Origin of the sequence: Gordonia sp. ABSL11-1 (assembly GCF_030315685.1) — a bacterium.
In the GTDB taxonomy this organism is placed as follows: Bacteria; Actinomycetota; Actinomycetes; order Mycobacteriales; family Mycobacteriaceae; genus Gordonia.
Map to the genome: position 1 here is coordinate 1 of NZ_JASXSI010000060.1, position 3,205 is coordinate 3,205.

The window sequence follows — 3,205 nt, forward strand, 5'->3', positions numbered from 1 at the left end:
TGTTGACCGTCTCTGGGGATGGCGACCACCGGGTGGGGTGGAGTCTTTGAGGGTGCGGATCTGTGGATTGCCGGCGCGTTGGAATTGACGGTGGTCGTCGGCGTCGTCAGGGTGACGAGGAACTGATGGTTGCCCGGCACCCCCGCCCTCTCCTGCAAGATTGTTCGGGGGTGCCGGGCGTAGTGCGAAAGGGCACTGATGGTCACCGTAGAGGTCGATCCTGCACGCGTCGAGTCCCGTCTACTCTCGGGCGATCTTGCCTGTCCGTCGTGCCCGTCTGGGGTGCTCGGCGGGTGGGGTCACGCTCGCCCGAGGCGGATCGTCGGGGCACCGGGTCCGATTCGTCCACGACGCTCGCGCTGCCGGGGGTGTGCGGCGACGCACGTACTGCTGCCGGTGGTGTTGTTGCTGCGCCGGGCCTATCTCGGGGAGTTGATCTATGAGGCGTTGCAGTCTGCGGCGGCGGGGTCGGGGCACCGGTCGATCGGCGCAGCTCTGGGCGTGCCGGCAACGACGGTGCGCGGGTGGATCCGGGTGTTGGCCTCGCGGGCGGGTGCGGTGCGCAATCACTTCCTCACCATTGCGGTGGCCACGGGTGTCGAGGTGCATGTGCCGAAGGCGACCGGCAGTCGGTGCGGTGACGCACTCGCGGCGATCGGTGCGGCGCACTCGGCGGTGGGCAGCCGATTCGGTGCGGACTCGGTCGGTGCGGTGACGGCGGCGGGTGTGTCGGTGGCGCTCTCGGGTGGTCGGCTTCTGGCGCCCGGGTGGCCGGCCGGGTGCGCGCTCGCCGACCCAACACCAGTTGCCTCTGCCTGTGCGGGGTGACGGTCGGCGATCCTCGGATGCGACTGTCTGACAACAGGGTTCAGGCGGCATCAGCGTGGAGAGTGGGTTGGTCGTGTCGCACGACAAGGAACGGGAACGGCGTCAGAAGGTGGGGTTGTTCCGCTATCAGTTGATCTGCCTGGCCCTGGATACGGGGTTGTCGACCAAGGCCCGCGGGAAGGTGGTGCGCGAGATCGCCGCACGCGAGCACACCGACCCGTTCGGAACGAGCGTGCGGTACTCCCGCGACACATTGGATCGGTGGATCCGCCGCTACCGGGCCGATGGATTTGAGGCGTTGGTGCCGGCAACGCGGCAGGCGAGCGTGCGCACCGATGCCGCGGTGTTGGAGATGGCGGCGGCGTTGAAGCGGGAGAACCCGGCCCGCACCGCGGCGCAGGTGGCGCGGATCCTGCGGGCGTCGTCGGGGTGGTCACCGTCGGAATCGACACTGCTGCGCCACTTTCACCGCCTCGAGCTGATCGGGCCCGCGGCCGGGGACACTGTGCCGGTGTTTGGGCGGTTCGAGGCGGAGAACCCGAATGATCGCTGGACCGGCGATGTGTTGCACGGTCCGAAGATCGGTGGCCGCAAGAGCTATCTGTTCGCGTTCCTCGATGATCATTCCCGCCTGATCACCGGCTACCGGTTCGGGTTCTCCGAGGACACCGTCCGACTCGGTGTCGCCCTCGAGCCGGCGTTAGCCGCCCGCGGGGTGCCCGCCTCGGTCTATGTCGACAACGGGTCCGCATTTGTTGATGCGTGGCTGTTGCGGGCGTGCGCGAAACTCGGTGTCCGGTTGGTGCATTCCACGCCGCACCGCCCCCAAGGACGCGGCAAGATCGAACGATTCTTCCGCACCGTGCGCGAGCAGTTCCTCGTCGAAATCGTCGATACCACCGCCGAGGAACTCGCACAGACGGGCCTCGATCATCGCAGTGCCCTGCTGGAGCTGAATCGGTTGTTCACCGGATGGGTGGAAACCGAATACCACCGGGCGCCCCATTCCGAGACCGGGCAGTCCCCGCTGGATCGGTGGGAGGCGGGCTGGGCACGGTGCGGTCGCACCGCGGCGATGCCGACCGCCGCGGATCTGACCGAAGCATTCCTGTGGTCGGAATACCGCACGGTCACCAAGACCGCGACAGTGTCGTTGCACGGCAACACCTATCAGGTCGACGCAGCGTTGGTGGGGCGGAAGGTGGAGTTGGTGTTCTCCCCGTTCGACATGGAAACCATCGACGTCCGCTACAACGATGCTTCACATGGTCGGGCGGTGCCGCACACCATCACTCGGCACGTCCATCCGAAAGCGCGACCCGAGATACCCGAACCACCGACACCCACGGCCACCGGGATCGACTACCTGCACCTGGTGGCCGAGACCCATCACGATCACGTGCGCCGTGACCACCGCATCGGCTACGACGCACTGTTCGGCGCAGGAACCGACACAAGCAGCGACGCAGGAACCGACGCCCAGATCGACGGCCAGATCGACGGCCAGCTCAGCATCGACGACATCGTCGGCAGCGGCACCGAACGAGCGGAAGGATCGGCATGAGTATCGAACGGCTGCAGACACATTACGGTTTCACCAGGATGCCGTTCGGGCGTAATCTCGCACCCTCGATGCTCCATCGCCACCCCGGCCACGCCGAAGCGGTCGCCCGCATCACCTGGTGCGTGGATCAACACGCGATCGGCGTGATCACCGGTGAGGTCGGAGCCGGCAAGACCGTCGCGATCCGCTCCGCGACAGCAGCATTGGACCCGGCGCGGCATGTGATCATCTACCTGCCCAACCCCTCGGTCGGGGTTCGCGGGATGCTCCACCACGTCGTCACCGCCCTGGGACAGGTCCCGAACTTCTACACCGCCACCCTCGCACCCCAAGCCGCCGAAGCGCTCGCGGTCGAGCAGGCCGAACGCGGCCGCACCCCGGTCGTCGTCATCGACGAGGCGCACCTGCTCGACAACGCGCAGATGGAAGCGATTCGGATGCTCACCAACCACGACATGGATTCGGGGTCACCGTTCGCGGTGCTGCTGGTCGGGCAACCGACCTTGCGGCACCGGCTCAAGCTCGGAGTGCTGGCGGCACTCGATCAACGCATCGCCGTCCGATACAGCCTCAGTGGGATGGCACCGGCCGACACCGCCGACTACATCACCCACCACCTCACGATCGCCGGCCGCTCAGATCCATTGTTCTCCAGCGACGCGGTGTCGTTGATCCACAACGCCGCCCGAGGTCATCCCCGGGCAGTCAACAACCTCGCCGTGCACGCACTGACCGCCGCATTCGCGGCGAAATCGGCGATCGTCGATGAAAAAGCCGCTCGGATCGCCGTCACCGAAAGTGGCCACGACTGAG

At 66.8% G+C, this 3,205-nt stretch carries 4 protein-coding genes; 3 read left to right on the top strand and 1 reads right to left on the bottom strand.

The window, feature by feature from the left end:
* Positions 1–206, bottom strand: a 206-nt coding sequence (locus tag QSJ19_RS26340) for a hypothetical protein (RefSeq protein WP_286324009.1), incomplete at its 3' end; no start/stop codon positions are given.
* Between QSJ19_RS26340 and QSJ19_RS26345 the strand changes: the two genes are divergently transcribed.
* The 3 genes from QSJ19_RS26345 to QSJ19_RS26355 all read left to right on the top strand — a co-directional run bounded on the left by QSJ19_RS26345 (position 199) and on the right by QSJ19_RS26355 (position 3,204).
* Positions 199–828 carry a helix-turn-helix domain-containing protein gene (locus QSJ19_RS26345; protein WP_286324010.1) on the top strand — a complete coding sequence of 210 codons (630 nt, stop codon included), beginning with the start codon at positions 199–201 and terminating at the stop codon, positions 826–828. The genes QSJ19_RS26340 and QSJ19_RS26345 overlap by 8 nt on opposite strands.
* 67 nt (positions 829–895) lie before the next feature.
* Positions 896–2,392 (top strand): DDE-type integrase/transposase/recombinase, encoded by a 1,497-nt coding sequence (locus QSJ19_RS26350; protein WP_286324012.1) that lies wholly within the window; start codon positions 896–898, stop codon positions 2,390–2,392.
* Positions 2,389–3,204, top strand: coding sequence for an ExeA family protein (locus QSJ19_RS26355; RefSeq protein ID WP_286324011.1), 816 nt, complete (start codon positions 2,389–2,391; stop codon positions 3,202–3,204). Before QSJ19_RS26350 ends, QSJ19_RS26355 begins: the two co-directional genes overlap by 4 nt.
* Position 3,205: the final 1 nt, after the last annotated feature.

Coding starts and splice junctions, on each gene's coding strand:
- QSJ19_RS26355 (WP_286324011.1), top strand. CDS start 2,389: ATGAGTATCGAACGGCTGCAGACACATTACGGTTTCACCAGGATGCCG.
- QSJ19_RS26345 (WP_286324010.1), top strand. CDS start 199: ATGGTCACCGTAGAGGTCGATCCTGCACGCGTCGAGTCCCGTCTACTC.